The following is a 21010-nucleotide window of genomic DNA, read 5'->3' on the forward strand; positions in this document are numbered from 1 at the left end:
CTTAAGTGTGAAATTCCAAAAGTCACACTTTTGCAAATCGTATATGTGTTCCAAGCTGAAACCATCCAGTTCGAGGGTTTTGCAAAATTACCAAGGCATTTCAGCCACAAACGTGATAGGGCACTGACCATCAAACCATTGCACAAGGAGCTGCCCTATGTTGTCCAGCCGTCTTTCCCGCCCTGTCTTTGCGTTCGCAATGATCGGCGCATTGGCCGCCTGCGGCGAAACCGCCAACGACGCAGCGGCGCCCGAAGCGGTAGAGATCGCCAGTGAAGACGCCTCCATCATTGAGGTGCGGCAGGGCAACTTTGAAGAAATCGGCGACGCATTCAAGGCGATCCGCGGCCAGTTAGAAGCCGGCGCGCCAGACTTCGGCGTGATCGAGGCGAGTGCGGGCACGATCAACGCCAATGCGCAAAGGATCCAGGACCACTTCCCAGAGGGTACAGGCGTAGACTCAGGCGCGGATACCGAAGCGCTGGAGAGCATTTGGGAGAAACCTGAAGAGTTCGCAACCGCCGCGCAAAAGCTGGTCGACACCAGTGCCGCTTTGGCCGCAGCCGCTGGCACAGGCGATATGGCCGCAGTCGGCGAAGGGGTGAAGAACATGGGCGGGTCTTGTAAGGCCTGCCACGACAACTTCCGCCTCGATAAGGACTGAGTGAGGCACTCTGGCTGGGCCGTGTTGTGAGGTTGCAATCTGCGAGAAGGGCCTGCCTCGAACTGGCTCAGGAATGATCCATGTTGCGTCAGAAAACACCGATTTGGGATTGGCCTGTGCGACTCTCGCATTGGGGGTTTGCACTGCTCGTCCCGGCAATGTGGTGGACCGCCGAAAACGGCGAGATGGGCTGGCACATGCGCCTGGGCCTCGTACTTCTCGCATTGGTGCTGTTCCGTATCCTGTGGGGCTTGGTCGGCAGCGAGACGGCGCGCTTTAACAGCTTCCTTCGCTCGCCGTGGGCAGGTCTGCAAGACCTATTTGGGCGTTATAAACGCAACCCTTTGGCCATCGGTCATAGCCCGTCCGGCGGGTGGAGCGTTGCGGCTTTGCTTCTGGTAATGCTCGCTCAGGCCAGCATGGGGCTGTTCGCTGGTGACCCATATGACGGCGCGACAGGGCCGCTCAATTCGCTGGTCGGAGTGATGACGGCGGACTGGCTCACCGACTGGCACGAAACAGGCTTCTGGGTACTCGTCGCATTGATTGCGCTGCACTTGCTCGCAGTGTTTGGATACCAATTCCTTGGCAAGCGCAATCTCATCGGCCCGATGATCACTGGCGCGGCGAAGTTCGACAAACCAGTAGCGGGCAATGCCGGTGGATCGACATTCAGAGCGTTCATGTGCCTAGCGCTGGCAGGCGGCGTCGCAACGGCAATCGGTACTGGCTTGGTCGCACACTGGCTAAGCGGATAGCTGCGCAATCTCCGCGCCTTATACAAATACGATGCATTCACTCCGAATTTTGGGAAACAGCGGCACCGTCAAGCGTTGGGTCAGAAACGAAATGCACATTTCCACCTAAGGGAACCAATACGTGATTAACAAAGTGAGCGAAGCCCTACGCGACTTCCTCAAGCAGGAAAGCGCGGGCGGCATAGTCCTGATCGCGGCGGCGGCATTAGCCCTGCTGGCGGCGAATTCGCCCTTCGCGGCCGCCTATTTCGATGGCTTGAATACGCAAGTGACCGTCGCCGCCGGCAATTTCGCAATCGATAAAGCGCTAATCCTGTGGATCAATGACGGCCTCATGGCGGTATTCTTCTTCCTCATTGGATTGGAAGTGAAGCGCGAGGTTATCCAGGGCCAGCTATCTAGCTGGGACAAAGCCTCACTTCCATTGGTCGCAGCGATTGGCGGCATGGCAATCCCGGCGCTGATCTTCCTCTCGATCAATTCCGGAACCCCGGTAAACCAAGCTGGCTGGGCAATCCCAGCGGCGACAGACATCGCCTTTGCGCTGGGTATCTTGTCATTGCTTGGCCCGCGAGTGCCCGTTGCGCTCAAAGCCTTGCTGCTCGCGATTGCTGTAATCGATGATATTGGCGCGATTGCCATTATCGCCCTGTTCTACTCAGGCACGCTCGACACCGATATGCTGGTCGGTGCTGCGATCGCCTTTGCCGCCCTGGTAGCGGTCAACCGCATGCGGATAGGCTCCAGCATTCCCTACGTGCTGCTGACCATTGTGATGTGGGTCTTTGTGCTGAAATCTGGCGTGCACGCAACATTGGCCGGCGTTGCCGCAGCGATGACCGTCCCGTTGACCGCGCGCGGCGGCTCGGAGCCGCTGCTGCGGATGGAGCACGCTCTACACCCTTGGGTTGCGTTCATGATCATCCCAATCTTCGGCTTTGCCAATGCTGGCGTCAGCCTGTCGGGCATTTCTCCGGCTGATCTCGCCGCACCGCTACCGCTAGGCATCGCGCTTGGCCTGTTGATCGGCAAGCAAATCGGCGTCTTCGGGTTTGCCTTTGTTGCTGTGAAAGTCGGAATCGCCAAGCTGCCAGAAGGCGTCAACTGGAAGCAGATCCACGGCCTCTCTCTGCTCGCAGCCATCGGCTTCACCATGAGCCTGTTCATCGGCAACTTGGCCTTTACAGACCCAGCTCAGGTTGATGCGGTCAAGCTCGGCGTGTTGTCGGGATCGCTGGTGTCGGCTCTGGCGGGCTTCTTCTTGTTGAAGATTACCCTGCCCAAAGAGTCCGCCTCGGCTCCAGTGGAAGCAGCAAGTGTTGCGTCCTGATTTGAGGGCTTTACAGCACGGGGCATGAGAAAACCTGCGTTGAAGACAGTCGAAATTGGGGGCTGCGACCTAGCCTATTGGGAGTGGCCAGGCGCCCCAGAGAGCGGCGGATCACCGCTTGTCTTTGCGCATGCAACCGGCTTCCATGGCCGGGTGTTTGATCCGATCATCGAACGCTTTCCTGAGCGAAGAATTATCTCGCTGGATCTGCGCGGGCACGGCCAATCAGAAGGTGGACCAATCGCCAATTGGGCTGAAATCGCCGATGACATTGCGGCCATGCTAGCCCACCTCGACCTGAGTCAGGTGATAGGCATTGGGCATTCGATGGGTGCGCATGCATTGCTACAGGCAGCGCATGAACATCCACATCTCTTCAAACAGCATATCCTGTTTGACCCAACCGTGCTGCCACCCGAGTTCTATGAACTGGAGCAAGACCTGTTCACCGCCAACAACCCTCATCCCGCGGTCCGGCGAAAGCGCGAATTTGCCACGGTCCAGGCGATGATGGAGCGATTTGAGGATCGCGAACCTTACAGCCTGTTCGACCGCCGCGTGTTCGCCAATTATTGCCAATATGGGCTTGTGCCTGTTGCCAATGGCGATGGAATGGAGCTGGCTTGTTCGCCAGAGGTGGAGGCGGGCGTCTACGCCAGCAGCCGCAGCAACAGCGGCATTCATACGGCCGCTGCCAAGGTGGCCATTCCGGTGCTGATTGTGCGGGCAAAGCAGACAGGGCTGAACGACTTCAAATCCTCGCCAACCTGGCCCGGACTAGCGGCAGCAATGCCCAATGCAACCGACATGCACAGGCCAGACCGTACGCACTTTCACCCACTGGAAGATCCAGAGGATGCCGCACGGATTATCGCTGAGGCTCTGCTGCCCTGATGCACGCTTGTGCTCCAGCGACTATGCCGCCTCAGGGATGCTGTCACTGACACTGCCTGAGGTGCGCACAGATTGTGCCGCTTGCAACAGATCGTTTAGATCACCGCGGACGGTCACAATTTCGGCCAGGATCGGCTGGGTCATGTTGCGCCGGATCTGCGCCGCTAGACCGCCATAGAATTGCACCAAAGCTGCGCGCAAGGGATTGTCGGAGGCTACTCCGCGGCACAGCCACAGGGTGATCCCATGCGCGCGGGACAAGGGATCGCGCGCGGCTTTGCCGCCCGCTGCGCAGGCAAGCTCAGCCTGACGCAATGCCGCCACAGCCTCCTCCAAACATATCCGGGTCAGGTCATCGCCGCCGGATGCTTCAATCCGGGCATCAAGGTCGACCTTGCGATACGCCGCAGCGGGGTTTTGAGAAAATGGCCTCATATCCTATCCCCCTAGTTTCGGTTGAGGTCGAAATGGGCGCTCAGGACTACGAAGTTCTGCTGGGCGGGGTCAGCCTCGCTCACGGCCGAGTTCGCCCCGACCGTTTGCTGGCGATTGACGCAGGCGATGTCCGCCAGGGCCACGGCCTAACCGGCGAGGCAACGCGCGACCCAAGCTTTGACTGCCCGGCGATCTGGATCGAGCCGCGTGAGCGTGACCATGCAATTGCGGAAGGTTTCCTGACCGTCGATCCCAGCACAGTCATCGCCACCCATGCCAATCAGGCGCTGCTCGCACAGGCCCAGGAACTCCTCGGACCTGAGGAAGTGCGCGAATTGCTAGATGCGCTCAAAGAAAGCTCACCCAGCCTCGTTGAAACCGTCCATCCAGAGCCATTATCGCTGGCCGCGATCACCCGCATCTTCCGCGCCTTGATCGCCGATGGAATTGGTCTAGGCCATCCACAAGCGGTCCTCACCAGCCTCGCGCTCGCCCTGCAACGCACACAAGAATTTGACCTGCTAGTCGATGCAGTGCGCGCCGATATGGGCGCAAAGCTGATCGCGCGAATTTGTGAGCCGGGTGCGCGGCTGAGGGTGGCGACCCTGGATGCCAACCTCGAGGCCGCGATCCTAGGCAGCGTGCCAGATCCCGCCTCGGGCCAGCCGCTGATCGAGCCGGAATGCGGCAGCATGATTGCCGAAACACTCACCCGGATTTTGGAGGCAGAAGGCGAACCGATTGCACTGATTGTTCAGCCGCCTGTGCGCCTTTCGATCGCTACCCTACTCAGTCAACGAGTTCCGCGCTGTTTAGTGCTGTCGATCAACGAATTGCCAACGACCCAGCCGGTCGAGGTGGTCGGCGTGATTGGCGCGGAGGCTGAACCTCAATCGCCCGCTGATACTTTACCAGATGAAACAGCGGCGACGGCCGCCCAAGACGAGCCAGGAGCAATGGCCGCATGAAACACGATCCGAGCAGCCTTACGAGAACCGCGCCCACCGGGGCGGCGGGCTATGGTGCTTCAAACCGGGCAGAGATAGACGACCGCGTTCGCCGCTTCATGCCGCTTGTCCGCAGCACCGCCTGGCATGTCTATGGGATGGGCCGCGAGGGATTAGAGGTTGAAGACCTGATGCAGGTCGGTGTCATCGCGCTCACCGAATGCTCCATGCGGCATTCCGGCCCGACCGAAGATGGCTTTGCCGCATATGCGAAAATTCGGGTGCGCGGGGCAATGCTCGATCAGATCCGCAAGCTGATGAACGACAGCCGCACAGCGCGGAAGAAACGCGCCTATTACGAGGCTGCACTGAGCGAATTGCGCGCAGAACTGGGGCGCGAACCCAGCCGCGCAGAAATCGGAGATCGCCTGAAAATATCCGATGCCGAATTGCTGGAGATTGAGGCGTCCGGCGTCACCGTCACCTCAATCTCAGAGGAATATGATGAAACCAGCACGGCCTTTGCCAGCGACGATCCAGACCCCTTCGAAGTCTTGTCAGACATGGAAGACCGCGAGCGCTTGGTCCGGGCAATGACCGAATTGCCAGACCGGCTAAAACTGGTGTTGCAATTGTTCTTCGTTGAGGAAATGAACCTCACCGAGATCGCTGAGATTTTGGAGGTCAGCGTCCCGCGCGTGCACCAAATCAGAGCCAAGGCTCTGAAGGATCTGCGAGCTCTGATCGAAGCGGACTAGGCCCTATTGGCTGCCCCCATCACCATCTCCGTGGTTGTGGCCGCCGCCCGCATGGGTTGCCGCCTCTGATCCGCCAGCATTGCCGCCTTGGCCGCTTTCCCACCAATAGGCTCGGCGCCCACCAGTGCCGGTTGCGACTTCCTGCATAGTCGCGGTGTCGTACATCCGGCCCCCGATCATCACGCTTTCGATTTTGTCGGTGTCGCGGATATTGGCGGTTGGATCAGCGCCCAGCACCAGCAAATCTGCTAGCTTGCCGACTTCAAGACTGCCCACGTCCTTTTGCATACCGAGCGATTCCGCAGGCCAAATAGTCGCGGTTTTGAGCGCTTCAACCGGGGTCATCCCGCCGCGCGCAAAGGTCCAAATTTCCCAGTGAGCACCAATGCCAGGTTGCTGACCATGCGCGCCGATAGAAACCTTCACGCCGCGATCCGAAATCTTCTTCGCTTCGCGCGCAGCATTGTCGTCAACGAATGCCCATTCGGGTGCCTTAGTCCGCCGCGCGGTGGCCGCGAGCAGCACCTTGGGCGGGGTGTGGATCATCAGCGGATGTTCGAACACGTCGGTCGCTTGCCGCCAATAAGGATCACCGGCAAGCCCACCATACGTCACATTGAGCGTAGGGGTGTAATTCGAGTTTGATTGACCGAAGAATTGCAGCACGTCCTCGTAAAGCACATCGCCCGGTACATTGTGCTCGATAGTCGAATTGCCATCCGCGATGAGGTTCATATCCATCCCGAACAGCGAGCCACCTTCGGCGACGTTGAGCATATTCTCTTCGGCCGCTGCGCGCGCCACCATCTGGCGTTGGTCACGCCGGGGCTGGTTGTAGTTCTTTACCGAAATGCCGCCCTGCGCTTTGATTCGACGGACATGCGCGAGCGCATCTTCGTAAGAGTCGATCCGCGCATACACGCTCGGAGCCTTCGCACCGTAGATGATCTCTCCGGTAGAAAAGATGCGCGGGGCGAGCAACGTTCCCGCCATCTGCCGCTCGGCTGAAGCAAAGATAAGGCTGGAATTGCTCGAGGGGTTGTGCGTCGTGGTGGTGCCGAGCGCTAAATCTTGCACGAGGCTCCAGTTCTGCTGCGGGACCAAATCGCCCGTGCCGTGGGGGCCATGATGGTGCGCATCGACAAAGCCGGGCATGATCACCTTGCCGCTGGCATCGACCATAGCCGCGCCGTTGGGAGTGGCCACCTCGCCCGCCGCGCCAATCGCCGCAATCCGGTCGCCCTCGATCACGATCACGGCGTTCTCGATCATACCCGCATCTTGGGTGCCCAGCCCAGCGGCCATGGTCAGCACTTTCGCGCCGGTAATGACAACCGTGCCACTGGGCTTTTCAGCGGTAATTGTGATCGCCATCGAAATGCCGCTGTCCGGCTCTTCATAGCCATCTGCGTCATCCTCACCCTTGGGCGCGTTGCGGAAGAAATCGCTAACCTGCGCTTGCTTCAGCTCCGGCCCGATCGACCAGAACAAGGTCTCTCCTCCGCGTGCCCAGCCGAGGTAATCCGCCCCGCCGCTAGACACTTTGGTGACCGGAACAGGTCCCTTGGTCTCGTTCACATCGACCGGCTTGCCACCCGGAATAACCGGCATGGCAAACACTTCGTAATTCTGGCGAAAGGCGATGGTTTTGCCATCCGGCGAAACCTGAAAATCATTGACCAGAGTGCCGGTTGCATGGGTGCGCTTTTTCTCGCCATCAAAATCGGCCGACATGAGAGCCAGCTTGTCGCCATCGCGGCCGATCATGAAAATGCGGGTCGCATCCGCGCCGAATTGCGGGCGCGAGCCGGAGCGGGCGACCATTTTGGGCGCGCCGCCGCCAACGGCCTGCAGATAGATCCCGGTGTTCTCGGAAAATTCCGGCGCGGTGAGATAGCCGCCGCTGCGCTTTTCATAGGCGACCATGGCGCCATCAGGTGAAAAGGCGAGATTAGCGTAATGCCCTGGCTGCTGAGAGATTACCCGCGCGCCTGAACCGTCAGCACTGGCGACAACAATCTTACCCAGCCCCTCATCCGTCCAACGGACAAACGCGATGCGCGATCCATCGCGGCTGTAAGCGGGAAAGGCTTCGACAGCATCATCGCTGCCGCCGATCAAAGGACGGGCTGCGTCTCGGCCCCGCGCGGACTTCGTATAGAGCTTGCCAAGGCTCTCAAACACCACGCGGCTCCCATCAGGGGACAATGTGCCGAACTTCGCCATCTTGGTGGCAAAGCGATCAGGCGAGACCTCGATCTCAGGATGCGGCGCATCAGCAATTCCGCGCGTGTCGCTAATGCGGAACGGGATCACCACATGGCCGGACCCATCGCGGTTCACGCGGTTCAATTTGCCGCCCGCCCAGAACACGATGGATCGGCTATCAGGCGTCCAATCCATATTGGGATAGACCCCGGTTACCGCCCAGGTTTCCTGCACATCGAGGTCTAGCGCGCCGTAAACCATCCGCTCCCGCCCGCTGGCGATTTCCTTGACCCACAATTGCGAAGTGTCTTTGTCCCGCCGCACAAACGCGATCTCAGTTCCGTCAGGCGAAGGCGCAGGGCGCACAGCGCCGCCATAACCATCGACCGCCGTGGTCACTTCGCCTGTTTCCAGATCGTGCCGTTCAATCGCAAAGATACCGGCATTGGAATCCTGCGCATAGATAAAGGTGTTCCCCGGTGTCGTGTTGCGGGTGTAGTAAATCGCCTTGCCATCGGGCGCGAACACCGGCTCACCCAGCTCTTTCTGCAAGGCTTCGCTGGCGCGCTTCACCACCTGCACACCGCCGCCGCCAGAAATGTGGTACATCCAGATCTCACCCGTGCCGAGCGAACGCTGGGTCGTAAAATGCTTCTTGGCCGCAATAAAGCGCCCGTCCGGCGACCAAGTCGGCTGATTGAGCAGGCGGAATTCTTCCTTGGTCAGCTGACGTTTGTCAGAGCCATCGGCATTCATCACCCAGATATTGTTCGCCCCGCCGCGATCCGAGGTAAAGGCAATGCGCGAGCCATCAGGCGAAAAGCGCGGATGCACTTCCCAGCTTAGCCCCTCGGCAATGCGCGTAGGCGTGCCGCCGGTGATCGGCATGGTGTAGATATCGCCAAGCATGGTGAAGGCGAGCGTGTCGCCATCGGGCGCGACGTCCACGTCCATCCACGTGCCTTCATCGGTCTCAATCGGCACTTGTTCGACTGTCGCACCCTTAGGCGCTTCGATGTCCCATTCTTTGTCGTCCTGCGCGAAGGCCGCGCCGGGCATGGCGAGCATGGAACCCGCGAGAAGGGTGCCAATGACGTGAGGTGCGAAGCGGCGCATGGTAAGTCTCTCCCTGTGTTGGGACTGAGACTAGCGCGGCGCAACGATATTGCTAGAGCTTGATAGAAGTCGTTAGTCGAATTGCCCGCGTTTCGGCCCCAAATAGCCAAACAGATAGGCCGCCACCTTGCGCATCTGAATTTCCTCGCTGCCCTCCGTAATCCGATAGCGGCGGTGGTGGCGATAGATATGTTCGAACGGCGTGTGCCGCGAATAGCCGATGCCGCCATGAACCTGCATCGCCCGATCCGCCGCCTCGCAACACAGCCGGTTAGCCCAATAATTGCACATCGAGACCTTGTCGGAGATCGTCCGTTCGACCTCTTCGTGCGGCATGTTATCCATTTCCCACGCAGTCTTGAAAATCAGCAGACGCAGCATCTCGGCCTGCGTGGCCAGCTCGACCAACGGGAACTGGATCGCCTGGTTTTTCGCCAGTTCCTCGCCGAAAGGTTTGCGCTCCCGCGCGTATTTCACACTCTCCTCGATGCAGAACATCGCCGCACCGCAAGAACTCGCCGCCTGCCGGATGCGGTTCTGGTGGACGAAGCTCTGTGCCAGTGCGAGACCGCGCCCTTCCACGCCAAGGATCGCGCTGTCCGGCACCCACACGTCCTTGACCGAAAGCCGCGGGTGATCAGTGGGCATGTTAAAGGTCCACATCCACTCCTCGATCTTGATGCCGGGATTAGGGTTGGGGACTAGGAAACAGGTGATGCCGCTGGCATCGCCCGCTGCGCCGCCAGTGCGCGCGAACATCGCGCAATGGGTCGCGGCGTGCATGCCGGTGATCCACATCTTCTCGCCATTGATCAGCCAGCCATCGACACCGTCGCGTGCCTCACGCACTGCGTGTGTCTCCATATGGGTGGCGTCGGATCCGTGATGCGGCTCGGTAAGGCCAAAGGCGAGCCGCGTTCTACGCTCGAAACCTCCAAGGATGAATTCCTGTTTCTGTTCGTCGGTCCCCCATTGATCGAACATCGCGACAAAGGGGAAGTTACCGACGATCGAGTGCTCGTTCTGAAGGTCGTTGTGCAGGCCGAGACCCGCCCTCGTAAAGTGCTCGCGGATTACCGCCATCCAGAGGTTCGATCCGTCTTTGCCACCATATTGAGCAGGTGCTGAGAAACGCCAGTGTCCGGCGGCATCGGCGCGGCGCGTGGCCTCCTTGAGCAGTTCTTCCCACTCTTCGCGCGGCAGGCCCCCACGATCCCAATCGGTGCGCGAATGCTCGCGGCGATGGTCGAAGAAACGGATATTGTCGTCTTGCTGTTCCAGCGGCTTGATCTCGGCCTCAATAAAGGCGTCGAGTTCATCAAGATAGGCCGAGAGATCGGCGGGAATTGCGAAGTGCATTTAGTCTTCTCCAGTCCATAATTTCCACGCCGCTTCAAGCGCAGAGTATTTCGGCACATCCACCGTCAGCTTTTCCAGCGCTGCTTCCTTCATTTCGGCAAGAAGACCTGGTGATGCCAGCGTTTCGTCACCGCTTAGAATGTCCTGCGCCAATTCGTAATCCGAATGCGGCGGCAGAATGGCGTCGTCGCGTGTGATCATGCCCAGAGCGTTACGCGCCACCGCAAGCTGGAAACGATCATGTCCTTCGACCTTATCTTTAAGCGTGACTAACCATTCTGAGATCGCGGTCGCCATCTCTCCTGTGGTCGCTTCACCGCGTTCAGCTGCGGCAGAGATGTCCGGATCAACTTTCTGCGCACGCTCTTCCTCCGGCGCGTCCTCCTCCAGCAGCATCAGCAAGTCGAGTTCCTGCTCGCTCGTGCGCCTAGAGATCACCACGCGCTCCAGCATGCGGTCCTCACCGCTGCGCCAAAATTGCGCCATCTTGAGGCAGCCCAGAGCCCACCACACAGTGCGATGGATCAGCCAATAACGGAAGCGGGCGGCGTCGACTGTGTGGCCACTCTCGGCCTCATATGCGGCAAAGTATGCCTCCAGCGAGCCAAGCCCGAGTGCAGGCCGATCATACCGCGCAAACCGCCACACCGCCATGCAGCCAAAGGCCAGGTCTTCATGCGGATCGCCGAAATGCGCGAGTTCCCAATCAAGCACCCCTGTAAGATGCCCCTCCTCCGCCAGCAAATTGCCGAGTCTGTAATCACCGTGATTGAGCACGGGTTCGCAAGGCTCAGGACAATTGTCCTCCATCCATTTCAGACCTAGCGCGATGATCGGGCGGTCACCGCCCGCCTCCTCAAACTGCGCGCGCAGATCGGCAATGGCCTCTCGGTAGTCCATCACCGGCACCGCATCGGGCACATCATCGCGGGTCAGCGAGTGAATACGGGCCAGGTCCTGCGCCGCCTCTCGCAGCAGAGCATCCGCCTCGTCAAACTGCAGGATCACCTTAGGGTCGGCCGTGCCCGGCAATGCGCGCATCACAAAGCCGCTGCCAATGCCGTCCTCCGGCTGTAGCTCAGCGATCACCTCAGGCGCGGTCACACCGGCAGCATTTGCGGCGCGGATCACTGCTGCCTCGGTATCGTGACCAAACGGGCGATCATTCATAAACTTCAGGCTGGGCGCACGGCGCAGGACGAAGCCCTCGCTGTCGCTGAAGAACCGCCAGCTCTCCATAGTCGCACCGCCGGTCAGCCGCTCCAGCCCGACCGGAGCTTCCATGCCTGCGCGCGCCAAAACCCGGCTCAGCCCTTCGATCAGATCATTGGCGTCAAATGTCATCACTTCCCCTCACGTCCATTCGCTGTAAGAAGTGCACGCAGATAGGGCCGACCGCAAGCTCTTCGCTCATCGCAATGGGAAAGACCACGACCGCAATGAAGAAACGATACGTAGCGCTGAGCGCCCTCGCCCTGCTCGGAATTGGTGCAGGCACCGCGGCCTATGTCGCTAGTCCGACCGTACATGAGGGTATGGATGGCGAGACTCCGGAGCTGGGGCGCTATGGCGAGTATCAAGTCGGTACCGAGGAGACGGTGTTCAGCCTGCCCGGTCGGCTGACCTTCACCAAGTTGGGTCTGGCGAGCGGACAGGTCGAAGAGCACGTGCGCGAACTCAAGGTACGCATGTTCTATCCGGCCAGTGCGGCTTCTGGCGCAGAACCGATCACTTACGAGCACACCATGATGCCGCCAGCGATGGAGCCGGTATCGCTGGAGTACACCGGACGAGCTTTTGCAGGCGCGGAGCCGCTCTCAGACCAGCAATTTCCCCTGGTTGTTATGAGCCACGGCTTTAACGGCTGGAGCACGCAGTTCAGCAATCTGGCGGAACACATCGCCTCGCGCGGCTATGTCGTTGCCTCCATTGATCACGGCGATATGCGGATCGAGGGCGTAACCGACTTCCTCTATTCCTTTACCAAGGTCCTGGTCGATCGCTCTCTCGATCAGCGCCAAGTGCTCGGCGAACTGGTCTCGCGCAGCGCCTCTGGTCAGACAGGCGTATACAGTGCGATTGACCCAGAGCACATCGCGGTCATTGGCTACTCCATGGGTGGTTATGGGGCGCTGGCAACAGCGGGCGGCGACTATGACTATGACAGCGAGACCTTTGCCCAAGTGCCCGAGGATGCGCTGGCGCAACTGCGCGAAGCGGCGAGTGAGGATGCTGGGGTGGATGCCGTCGTGGCCTTTGCCCCATGGGGCGGACAACCGGACAACCGTGTATGGAGCGCTGAGACGCTAAGCCAGATCAGTGCGCCGGTGCTGATGGTCGCTGGCAGCGAAGATGACGTTTCCAACTACGCAGACGGCATTAGCTGGATTTTCGACCAATTGACCGGGACCGCTCGGCATATGCTGGTCTACCGCGAGGCCCGCCATAATACCGTCGGCAATGACTTCACCGTTCCGGATGATGCGCCGTTTCGCGTCGCGGAGTTCCTGGCCGAACCGGTGTGGCGGCAAGACCGCATCAACGGCATCAACCAGCATTTCGTCGCCGCTTTCCTCGACCTGCATTTGAAGGGCGATGCGGACAAGGCGAGCTATCTCGACGTGCCAGCGCCGAACTCCAACGACAGCAGCTGGGAAACCAGCTTTGGCGAACAGCTCAATGGCAAGTTTGCCGGACCGGACGAGCCAGAGCATTGGCGCGGTTTCCAGAACCGCTGGGCCGTGGGCCTCGATCTACTGCGCAAACCAGCGGGTGAATAGCGCACATTCTTAGGCAGGCACGTCCGCTCCAGACAGAGCCGCTTGGGCCAAGCACTGCTGCGCCTTCCATAGATCAGAGTTTGGTCGGTGTTTGGAACACAGTTCGCGTTTTCAAAAGTGTGACCTTTGGCAGAGAGGCACACGTTTTCAGAGCTTTAGAGCAGTTCGCGCGATGCAATGTGTGACTTTTGAGCGAATCGGCGCAAACCGTGCCTTTGCCGTTTAAAAATAGACGGTCACACCTGGTGATAGACGTTTCAAAGAGCCTCCAGCGTCCTATCGACACCGCTACGAGTAGGAAAACCGCGCGCTTGGTTGGTTTGCATTGGCGCCGCGCCTGCCCAACTCTCCCTGCACAAAAGCAAACGGCCACCCAGTTTCCTGAGCGGCCGCTGCTTAAATCGTAAAAGCTTGGATGAGCTTGGTAGCGCTGTCCTAGCTCAACTGTTTACGCATCCGCTTCGCGCGGGATTGCGGGCTGGGGTGCGTCTTCAGCAGATCAATTCCGCCGCCAGAGCTCAGTTCACCCAGTTTCTCCATCGCTGTGATGCAGGCCTGCGCATCATAATTATTGGCGCGCATAAATTCGATCGCATAATCGTCTGATTTACGCTCGGCCTTTTGCGAATGCTGTGCGGTGACAACATCGCCAAACATCTTGCCCAGCTCTGAATTGGCCAGCTGAGCGAACATCACTGCTCGCTGTACCGGCTACGCTAAGCGCTGCATCTTGTTGCAAAGAGCGCTTCATACGCTTTTTGCCATGCTCCAGCTTAACGTGGCCGATCTCATGACCGATCACACAGCGCAGCTCATCATCTTCAAACTTGTCCATCAGGCCAGCGAAGACACGCACCGTTCCATCACCCATGGCAAAGGCGTTCACGTCCTTCACAAGATAGGCCTTAATGTCGAGATCGAGCCCGTCGTAGCTGTCTAGCCCCTCGGTAAGGGCAGCCAGCCGCTGACCATAGGGATCATCCAAGGTGGCAACCGGGTTCTGGCTATCCATTTCCTCGGACATTTGACTGAAGAAAACGACGATTTCCTCATCAGAGAAGCTCGCCGCCTCCGCGACCTTCTTGGCTGATTTGACGACATTGCCGACATTAAACTGCGCCTGCAAAGGCATCGCTGCGCCCAGTCCAGCAACAGCAGCCACCGCTGCCAGCATTATGCCGCGCGACTTAGAAAATTTGAGCGCCATGATTGTGCGACCCCTCCTGATCAATAACATTCACATACCGGGATTATGCCGGAACATTGTCTTTCTTTACAGTAATTACTTGCGGATATGTAAATTCCTTCAGGCCTTCCTTGCCATATTCCGCGCCAAAGCCTGATTGCTTGTGCCCGCCAAACGGAGCGAAGGGTGACAAATGCATGAACTCGTTGACCCACACGGTGCCGGTTTCCAGCTGTTCTGCAATCTCAACGCCTTTGTCTGCATCGGCCGTCCAAACCGCACCTGCCAGGCCATATTCCGAATTGTTGGCACGCTGGATCACTTCTTCTTCGGAGGAGAATTTCATCAGCGGCATAACCGGGCCAAATTGCTCCTCGGCCACGATCCGCGCATCTTCCGGCGGATTGTCGAGAATGGTGATCGGCACGTAATAGCCAGAGCCTGATGGATCAGTGTCACCGCCGACCAGGAATTTATAGCCGTTGTCCTTGGCGTCCTCTATCAACTCAACCACGCGGTCAAACTGCTTCTTGTTCTGGATCGGTCCAACGCCGGTACCTTGCTGAGCGCCATCGCCCACCTTCACCTGGCTCGCATATTCGGCGATCGCAGCGGACAGCTCGTCATAGATATCTTCATGGATATATATGCGCTTGGCCGCGATGCAGACCTGGCCAGCATTCTGGAAACTGGACCAGAATAATTGCTCCGCCACCTTCTTGGGATCGGCATCCGGCATGACGATGGAGGCATCATTGCCGCCCAGCTCCAGCGTGATGCGTTTCAGGTCGGCACTTGCGCCTTCCATGATCTTCTTGCCCGTCGCGGTTGAACCAGTGAAGGTTACCTTGTCGATATCTGGATGCGACGTGATCATCGGGCCAAGATCATCATTGCCGGTGATAATGTTGACGACGCCTGCTCGGCACTTTGTCCGCGATCAGCTCTGCAATGCGCAATGTTGCCAGCGGTGTGAAAGGCGAAGTCTTGAGCACAATCGTGCAGCCAGAAAGCATCGCTGGTACGATCTTCTGGATCGCCATCATGACCGGAAAGTTCCACGGCACAATGCCGCCGACCACGCCGACCGGGACGCGGCGCGTACGGCTCAGGCGGGCATCGCTGTCTTCGTTGATCTCATCTTCCAGCTCGAGGGTCGATTGTGCCGCGGACATAGCGGCGGCCCCATAAATTTCGCCTTTGGCTTGCTCATGCGGCTTGCCCTGCTCGCTAGTCAGCAAACGGAACAGCTCGTCGGCATTTTCCTTGATCGCGCCGGAAATCGCCATAATCGCCGCGCGGCGTTCTTCCAGCGGGGTTTTCTTCCAGGTCTTAAATGCTGCGCGGGCTGCGGCGACCGCTTGGTCCAGCTCCGCCTGACCGCAGACCGGCACCTGGCCGATGACTTCTTCATTGGCCGGATTGACCACGTCGAGCACGTCGGTGGTGGAAATCATCTCGCCATTGATGAGATTTTTGTACTGGGTGACCATGGAAATGCCTCTCTCGAATCTTTTCTGGATTTGTGTTGGCAATCAACGTGGACCTTTGGCCAGCAAAGTTCAATCGCATTTGCAGGCTCACACGATAATGCTTGCGATCTCCAGCGACCACGATCAATTGCGGAGTGCAACCGAAAATCTGGCACCGGCCCGGAAAAGGAAGACGATATGTCCGACGCCCCAAACGACCTTGTCATCTATGGCAGCCCCATCTCTCCATTCGTACGCAAAGTTGCCAGTGTCTGCCTTGAAAAGGGCGCTGGCTTTGATGTCGAACCAGTCAACGTGTTCGATCCTCCACAATGGTTCAAAGACATTTCGCCAATGACGCGCATTCCCGTGCTGCGCGACCGCGCGGTCGCGGCTGAGGGAACAGACGGCACCATTGCCGATTCCTCTGCAATCTGCGGCTATATCGAGGCGAAGCATCCCAACCCTGCGCTCTACCCTGCCGAGCCATTTGCCCGCGGGCGGGCGCTGTTTTTCGAAGAATACGCCGACACCATGCTGGCTCCCGCCGGGGGTCTCGGCATCTTTCGCCCAATCTTCTTTTCGATCACCAAAGGCGAGGCGCCTGATCTGGAGACCGCGCGCGAGACATGGGCGACAAAACTGCCGCCAGTGTTCGAATATCTGGAGAGCGCACTGGGCGACAATGAGTTTTTTGCTGGTAACGCGCTGTCGATTGCGGATATTTCGGTCGCCTGTTGCCTGATGCAGGTTTCGCTCGTCGCTGAAACCCCGCTGAATAAATGGCCTCGCTTCGCAGCGCATTTTGAACGGATGCAGGCGCGACCATCGATTGCTCGGCCCGTTTGCTCAGGCGGGCAAAGCCGTTCGCAAAGCCTTGCCCGAACCCTTCGATCTGACTTAACGCTTTCTTGGCGGTTCCGCCCGCATCGGACACGCTCTTTCGCGCAATTTTTAAAGGATGAAACGCATGGCTTAGCCCATGGACAATCGGGATTATCGGAGGCTCGGGTCTCTACAATATCGAAGGGCTGAAAGAGCAGCAATGGATCGCGGTGGAGACCCCTTGGGGCGAGCCATCGGACGAGATTCTGTGCGGGCGGATCGGCGATGTTCGGGTGCGATTCCTGCCGCGTCATGGCAGGGGCCATCCAATTACCCCAAGCGAGGTGAATTCGCGGGCCAATGTGGATGCGCTAAAACGCGCTGGCTGCACCGACATTCTGGCCATTTCGGCGGTGGGATCCCTACGAGAGGAGCTGCCTCCGGGCCATTTCGTCGTGGTCGATCAGTTCATCGATCAGACCAAAGGGCGCCCCTCAACCTATTACGGCTCAGGCTTTGTGACCCATGTCTCCATGGCCGATCCGGTGTGCGGCTCAGCTGTCGCAAATGGCCGCCGATGCGATTGCCGAGGCGAAGGGCAAGGTCACCGCCGGGGCAACCTATCTGGCGATGGAAGGACCGCAATTCTCCACCCGCGCGGAAAGCAGAATGTACCGCGAATGGGGCGCCGATGTGATCGGGATGACCGCCATGCCAGAGGCAAAACTCGCCCGCGAAGCAGAGCTGCCCTATGCGCTGATCGGCATGGTCACCGACTATGATTGCTGGCGTGAGGGCGATGAGGTCGACGTGGCGCAAGTTGTCACCCAGATGCAGGCCAATGGCGATCTGGCACGCGAGATGATCGTGCGTTTGATCAATGCGCTGCCTGATGGGCGCAAACCCTCACCAATTGATACCGCGTTAGATGATGCAGTGATCACCGCGCCTGATGAGCATGATCCGGAATTGGTTGCCCGTCTGGATGCGGTCGCAGGCCGTTTGATCGGGCCGCTCTAACCCCGCGCTCAGCGACGTCAGTATTGGCGTGTGTCGCAAGGGCTTGCGCGGCGATCCATCCAGGTTCAGATCACCGGATCAGTGCAATCATATAAGTGCGAATCGCCAGCTGTGACGAACCTTCAACCGCTCGACCGATCTGATCTGCGCCGCGCCTATCGCGCGGAGGAAAACGCCTGCATTGCAGAGCGCATTGAGCAGGCCGCCCCCGCCTCGCGCCTGCATCAGGCCTCGGCTGAACTGGCGACCCAATTGATCGAGGGCGCGCGCACGAAAAAGGCCAGCGGGATCGATGCATTCCTGCAGCAATTCGGGCTCGACACAGAAGAGGGCATCGCCCTGATGTGCATGGCCGAGGCGCTGCTGCGTGTGCCCGATGCCGAGACTGCGGACGCATTGATCAAGGATAAGATCGGCGCAATCGATTGGTCGGAGCATTTGGGCGAAAGCTCCTCCACCTTCGTCAACGCGGCGACATTCTCTCTGATGCTGACCGGCGAGGTGATCGACCCGCCAGAGGCGCATCAGCGCGGCATGGGTTCCAGCCTGAAACGCGCGGTCAATCGACTCGGCGAACCTGTGGTGCGCAAGGCGACCTTGCAGGCGATGAAAATCCTCGGCGGGCAATTCGTCTTTGGCCGGGACATCGACGAGGCACTGGACCGAGCCAAGCCGGAACGCGCTAAGGGTCTCACGCACAGTTTCGACATGCTGGGCGAAGCGGCAATGACCTTTGCCGATGCCGCGCGCTATCGCGAGGCGTATGAGGGCGCGGTCGAAAGGCTTGCAAAAGAGGCCAAGGGAGGGATCGGACCTTCGCCGGGCATATCGGTGAAACTGTCGGCCCTGCATCCAAAGTATGACTTTTTGCATGCGGATCAGGCCCGCACCGACCTGGTTCCAATCGTTCGCGCGCTGGCCGAAAAGGCGCGCGATGCCGACATCCATTTCACCATAGATGCGGAGGAAGCCGAACGCCTCGAACTCTCACTCGACATTATCGAAGAACTGATGGCGGATGACAGCCTGTTCGTGCGCGCCGATGGATCGCGCTGGGAGGGGTTTGGCCTCGCCCTGCAGGCCTATCAAAAGCGCGGGCTGCCGCTGTGCGATTGGGCCGCCAAGCTAGCGCGCCGCCATGGCCGCAAGCTGTTCGTTCGCCTCGTCAAAGGTGCCTATTGGGACAGCGAGATCAAGCTCGCCCAGGTCGGCGGCCTCAGCGATTATCCAGTGTTCACACGCAAGCTTGCAACCGATGTCAGCTACCTCGCCTGCGCAGCGCGATTGTTTGAGCACGGCGATGTGATCCGCCCCGCCTTTGCCACCCACAACGCCTACACCATCGCCGCGGTCAAAAGCCTGGCCGCAGGCAAATCATATGAATTCCAGCGCCTGCACGGCATGGGCGAGGAGGTGTATGATGCGCTGGCCGCTCTGGAGGGTAACAACCGTACACCGGTGCGCATTTACGCACCGGTTGGCGGGCACAAGGAACTGCTCGCATATCTCGTGCGCCGCCTGCTCGAAAACGGCGCCAATACCAGCTTCGTGAACCGGATGGGCGATGCCGATATCGCCGCCGCTGATCTGGCCGGGGACCCGGTTGCCCAGCTGGCCGGATGCAGCCCGCTGCGCAATCTCAACATTCCCCTGCCCGCCGACATTTTTGAGGGCCGAACAAACAGCGCCGGGATCGACCTGTCAGACCCCCTGGCGCGCGGCCCGCTGGAGGTGCGCCTTGGCGAGCTGGCTCAGCAGCAATGGAACGCCAGCCCCACCTTTGTCAGTGAAGAGCCGGGCGAGATCGCGCCGATCACCATGCCGCATGATCTGGGCAGCCAGGTGGGCACGCACCGCGACGCGACGGCAGAGGAAGTCGATTATGCAATCACCAGTGCGCTCGCGATCCAGCCGGGCTGGGATGCGCTGGGCGGGGAAAGCCGGGCCGCGCTGCTCGACGAGGCTGCCAATCTGTTCGAGGCGCATTCGGCCGAATTCCTATCCCTATGCCAACGCGAGGCGGGTAAAACCCTGCCCGATGCGGTTCTGGAGCTGCGCGAAGCGGTCGATTTCCTGCGCTATTACGCGTGTGAGGCGCGCCGCCAATTTGCCGAACCGACCGTGCTGCCCGGCCCAACGGGCGAAGAAAACCTGCTATCGCTGCATGGGCGCGGTGTGTTCGCCACGATCAGCCCGTGGAACTTCCCGCTCGCTATCTTCATCGGCATGGCATCCGCCGCGCTGGCCGCCGGCAATGCTGTGATTGCCAAGCCTGCCGAGCAGACCCCGTTGATCGCGGCGCTGGCCGTGAAATTGTGCCATGAGGCGGGCATCCCGGCAGAGGCACTGCAATTGCTGCCAGGGGCCGGCGATGTCGGGCAAATGATCACCTCCGACCCGCGCATTGCCGGGGTGGCATTCACCGGCTCCACAGAGACCGCGCGCGCCATCAATCTGGCACTGGCGGGCCGCGACGGCCCGATCGCCACCCTGATTGCGGAAACTGGCGGGCAAAACGCGATGATTGTCGATTCCTCCGCCCTGCCAGAGCAAGTCGTGCGCGACGTTCTGGCCAGCGCATTTCAAAGCGCGGGCCAGCGCTGCTCCGCGCTGCGCGTGCTCTATTTACAAGAAGATGTTGCGGATGAAATGCTGGCCATGATCCGCGGTGGTTTCGATGCGCTGAGCATTGGTGATCCGCGCCAGCTCTCAACCGACGTTGGCCCGGTGATTGATCCCGATGCTCAAGCCGCGCTGGAACGCCATGTGGCCCGGCGAGAGCAGCTGGGCGGTACCGTCTGGCGGGGCGAACTGCCCAGCGGCACAGAGCATGGTTGCTTCGTCGCGCCTACAATCATCGAAATCGACTCTATCCTGGATCTGAAGCGTGAGAATTTCGGCCCTGTCCTGCATGTTGCCCGCTTCGCAGCGAGCGAGCTTGACCAAGTCGTCACCGATATCAACGCCACTGGATTTGGCCTGACTTTGGGTCTTCACAGCAGGATAGAGAACACCCGTAAGCGCGTGCAGGCCGTCGCGCGGGTCGGCAATTTCTACGTCAATCGCAATCAGATCGGCGCGGTGGTGGAAAGCCAGCCATTCGGCGGCGAGGGCCTGTCGGGCACCGGACCAAAGGCAGGCGGCCCGCACTACCTCGCGCGCTTCGCAACCGAACGCGTCAGTTGCACAGACACAACGGCGGCGGGCGGCAATGCCAGTCTTTTGGGCCAGCCTGCTGCGCCAACCCTTGCGAATTGA

General features: G+C 59.6%; 15 protein-coding genes and 2 pseudogenes. 10 read left to right on the forward strand and 7 right to left on the reverse strand.

The features are described 5' to 3' along the window. Positions 1 to 157: 157 nt before the first annotated feature. From AC0V6Z_RS02605 to AC0V6Z_RS02620, 4 genes are all read left to right on the forward strand, one after another. Complete coding sequence (locus tag AC0V6Z_RS02605) at positions 158 to 664, forward strand: c-type cytochrome (protein WP_472639851.1); 507 nt, start codon at positions 158 to 160, stop codon at positions 662 to 664. An 80-nt stretch (positions 665 to 744) separates the two neighbouring features. Beyond that, positions 745 to 1422, forward strand: coding sequence for a cytochrome b/b6 domain-containing protein (locus AC0V6Z_RS02610; RefSeq protein ID WP_472639852.1), 678 nt, complete (start codon positions 745 to 747; stop codon positions 1420 to 1422). Between the two features lie 121 nt (positions 1423 to 1543). Then, a complete protein-coding gene (nhaA, locus tag AC0V6Z_RS02615) occupies positions 1544 to 2752 on the forward strand; it encodes a Na+/H+ antiporter NhaA (protein ID WP_472639853.1) in 1209 nt (402 codons plus the stop codon). Between the two features lie 24 nt (positions 2753 to 2776). After that, complete coding sequence (locus tag AC0V6Z_RS02620; RefSeq protein WP_472639854.1) at positions 2777 to 3646, forward strand: alpha/beta fold hydrolase; 870 nt, start codon at positions 2777 to 2779, stop codon at positions 3644 to 3646. 21 nt (positions 3647 to 3667) lie between these two features. Here AC0V6Z_RS02620 and AC0V6Z_RS02625 read toward each other — a convergent pair whose 3' ends face one another. Continuing rightward, positions 3668 to 4081 (reverse strand): hypothetical protein, encoded by a 414-nt coding sequence (locus tag AC0V6Z_RS02625; RefSeq protein WP_472639855.1) that lies wholly within the window; start codon positions 4079 to 4081, stop codon positions 3668 to 3670. On the opposite strand from AC0V6Z_RS02625, the gene AC0V6Z_RS02630 reads away from it, so the two are divergent. Further along, positions 4072 to 5049 carry an FHIPEP family type III secretion protein gene (locus AC0V6Z_RS02630; protein WP_472639856.1) on the forward strand — a complete coding sequence of 326 codons (978 nt, stop codon included), beginning with the start codon at positions 4072 to 4074 and terminating at the stop codon, positions 5047 to 5049. The genes AC0V6Z_RS02625 and AC0V6Z_RS02630 overlap by 10 nt on opposite strands. Next, entirely contained in the window at positions 5046 to 5786 is a 741-nt protein-coding gene (locus AC0V6Z_RS02635) for a sigma-70 family RNA polymerase sigma factor (RefSeq protein WP_472639857.1), read from the forward strand. Before AC0V6Z_RS02630 ends, AC0V6Z_RS02635 begins: the two co-directional genes overlap by 4 nt. Positions 5787 to 5789: 3 nt before the next feature. On the opposite strand, the gene AC0V6Z_RS02640 is transcribed toward AC0V6Z_RS02635, so the two are convergent. From AC0V6Z_RS02640 to AC0V6Z_RS02650, 3 genes are all read right to left on the reverse strand, one after another. Then, positions 5790 to 9110, reverse strand: a complete 3321-nt coding sequence (locus tag AC0V6Z_RS02640; RefSeq protein WP_472639858.1) for an amidohydrolase family protein — start codon at positions 9108 to 9110, stop codon at positions 5790 to 5792. Between the two features lie 72 nt (positions 9111 to 9182). After that, a complete protein-coding gene (locus AC0V6Z_RS02645) occupies positions 9183 to 10469 on the reverse strand; it encodes an acyl-CoA dehydrogenase family protein (protein ID WP_472639859.1) in 1287 nt (428 codons plus the stop codon). Continuing rightward, positions 10470 to 11813, reverse strand: coding sequence for a phosphotransferase (locus tag AC0V6Z_RS02650; RefSeq protein WP_472639860.1), 1344 nt, complete (start codon positions 11811 to 11813; stop codon positions 10470 to 10472). It abuts the gene before it with no gap. A gap of 95 nt (positions 11814 to 11908) precedes the next feature. Between AC0V6Z_RS02650 and AC0V6Z_RS02655 the strand changes: the two genes are divergently transcribed. Further along, positions 11909 to 13249, forward strand: a complete 1341-nt coding sequence (locus AC0V6Z_RS02655; protein WP_472639861.1) for an alpha/beta hydrolase family protein — start codon at positions 11909 to 11911, stop codon at positions 13247 to 13249. Positions 13250 to 13684: 435 nt separating this feature from the next. Here AC0V6Z_RS02655 and AC0V6Z_RS02660 read toward each other — a convergent pair whose 3' ends face one another. The 3 genes and pseudogenes from AC0V6Z_RS02660 to AC0V6Z_RS02670 form a co-directional block, all read right to left on the reverse strand. Next, positions 13685 to 13942 carry a M48 family metalloprotease gene (locus tag AC0V6Z_RS02660; protein WP_486176431.1) on the reverse strand — a complete coding sequence of 86 codons (258 nt, stop codon included), beginning with the start codon at positions 13940 to 13942 and terminating at the stop codon, positions 13685 to 13687. Next, positions 13857 to 14456: a M48 family metalloprotease gene (locus AC0V6Z_RS02665; RefSeq protein ID WP_472639863.1), complete on the reverse strand. Its 600-nt coding sequence runs from the start codon at positions 14454 to 14456 to the stop codon at positions 13857 to 13859. The genes AC0V6Z_RS02660 and AC0V6Z_RS02665 overlap by 86 nt, the downstream gene beginning before the upstream one ends. A 43-nt stretch (positions 14457 to 14499) precedes the next feature. Beyond that, positions 14500 to 15928: pseudogene (locus AC0V6Z_RS02670) on the reverse strand (aldehyde dehydrogenase family protein). A 177-nt stretch (positions 15929 to 16105) separates the two neighbouring features. Between AC0V6Z_RS02670 and AC0V6Z_RS02675 the strand changes: the two are divergent. From AC0V6Z_RS02675 to putA, 3 genes and pseudogenes are all read left to right on the forward strand, one after another. Further along, a complete protein-coding gene (locus AC0V6Z_RS02675) occupies positions 16106 to 16942 on the forward strand; it encodes a glutathione S-transferase family protein (RefSeq protein WP_472639864.1) in 837 nt (278 codons plus the stop codon). Further along, positions 16897 to 17752, forward strand: a pseudogene (gene mtnP, locus AC0V6Z_RS02680) (S-methyl-5'-thioadenosine phosphorylase). The gene AC0V6Z_RS02675 and the pseudogene mtnP overlap by 46 nt, the downstream one beginning before the upstream one ends. Positions 17753 to 17863: 111 nt before the next feature. Next, positions 17864 to 21010 (forward strand): bifunctional proline dehydrogenase/L-glutamate gamma-semialdehyde dehydrogenase PutA, encoded by a 3147-nt coding sequence (putA, locus tag AC0V6Z_RS02685; protein WP_472639865.1) that lies wholly within the window; start codon positions 17864 to 17866, stop codon positions 21008 to 21010.

It is taken from the genome of Erythrobacter sp. SN6-5, from assembly GCF_057364945.1.

What these genes read in the sequence shown, in the direction of transcription:
- AC0V6Z_RS02655 (WP_472639861.1), top strand. Translation starts at nt 11,909, where the DNA reads ATGAAGAAACGATACGTAGCGCTGAGCGCCCTCGCCCTGCTCGGAATT.
- AC0V6Z_RS02605 (WP_472639851.1), top strand. Translation starts at nt 158, where the DNA reads ATGTTGTCCAGCCGTCTTTCCCGCCCTGTCTTTGCGTTCGCAATGATC.
- AC0V6Z_RS02665 (WP_472639863.1), bottom strand. Translation starts at nt 14,456, where the DNA reads ATGGCGCTCAAATTTTCTAAGTCGCGCGGCATAATGCTGGCAGCGGTG.
- AC0V6Z_RS02620 (WP_472639854.1), top strand. Translation starts at nt 2,777, where the DNA reads ATGAGAAAACCTGCGTTGAAGACAGTCGAAATTGGGGGCTGCGACCTA.
- AC0V6Z_RS02625 (WP_472639855.1), bottom strand. Translation starts at nt 4,081, where the DNA reads ATGAGGCCATTTTCTCAAAACCCCGCTGCGGCGTATCGCAAGGTCGAC.
- AC0V6Z_RS02610 (WP_472639852.1), top strand. Translation starts at nt 745, where the DNA reads ATGTTGCGTCAGAAAACACCGATTTGGGATTGGCCTGTGCGACTCTCG.
- AC0V6Z_RS02645 (WP_472639859.1), bottom strand. Translation starts at nt 10,469, where the DNA reads ATGCACTTCGCAATTCCCGCCGATCTCTCGGCCTATCTTGATGAACTC.
- AC0V6Z_RS02635 (WP_472639857.1), top strand. Translation starts at nt 5,046, where the DNA reads ATGAAACACGATCCGAGCAGCCTTACGAGAACCGCGCCCACCGGGGCG.
- AC0V6Z_RS02675 (WP_472639864.1), top strand. Translation starts at nt 16,106, where the DNA reads ATGTCCGACGCCCCAAACGACCTTGTCATCTATGGCAGCCCCATCTCT.
- AC0V6Z_RS02660 (WP_486176431.1), bottom strand. Translation starts at nt 13,942, where the DNA reads ATGTTCGCTCAGCTGGCCAATTCAGAGCTGGGCAAGATGTTTGGCGAT.
- AC0V6Z_RS02650 (WP_472639860.1), bottom strand. Translation starts at nt 11,813, where the DNA reads ATGACATTTGACGCCAATGATCTGATCGAAGGGCTGAGCCGGGTTTTG.
- AC0V6Z_RS02630 (WP_472639856.1), top strand. Translation starts at nt 4,072, where the DNA reads ATGGCCTCATATCCTATCCCCCTAGTTTCGGTTGAGGTCGAAATGGGC.
- AC0V6Z_RS02640 (WP_472639858.1), bottom strand. Translation starts at nt 9,110, where the DNA reads ATGCGCCGCTTCGCACCTCACGTCATTGGCACCCTTCTCGCGGGTTCC.